Source organism: Bacillus sp. VA13 (assembly GCF_055710085.1).
The window spans coordinates 1-577 of the sequence record NZ_JBVQPP010000014.1; the positions used below are offsets into that span (position 1 = coordinate 1).

1 pseudogene is annotated in these 577 nt (G+C 39.9%); it reads left to right on the forward strand.

Annotated elements, in window-relative coordinates:
* Positions 1-577, forward strand: a pseudogene (locus AC0C66_RS21485) (IS3 family transposase); the annotation flags it as partial.

Consider the following 577-nt stretch of genomic DNA (forward strand, 5'->3'; position numbering starts at 1 on the left):
TGCCTATGAAAGAGATCATGCAGAAATTGAATATTAAGAATAAGACACAGGTTCAGACATGGGTTAGATGGCATAAGGCTGGGGATATACATCGATTCGAACAGCCTGTTGGAAAGCAATACACTTATGGAAAAGGTCCAGAGTATTCTTCCGAATTAGAGAAACTGCAGGCAGAGAATCGTTATCTGAGACAACAGAATGAAGTTTTAAAAAAGTACAACGAATTGGAAAGGAAGTTGATAGCGAAACGTCAGTCGAACTTGTAGAAGTATTGCACAGCACAATGACCGTGCAGGATATCTGTATTTATTTAGGTATCTCTCGAGCGTTTATCGTTGGAAGAAGAATCTGACGAAAGATTATCCCAAGCGCCATTTGGAAAAACAAATCGGCACGTTGTGCCGAGAGCACAGGTATCGATATGGATATCGAAAAATCACAGCCATACTAAAAAAGAGAATGCGTATTAACCATAAAACGGTTCAACGTATTATGCAGAAAAATCAATGGCAGTGCCAGGTTAAGGTGAAAAAGCGCAAGAAGAATGGGCAGCCATATGCCGTAGTCGATAATATAT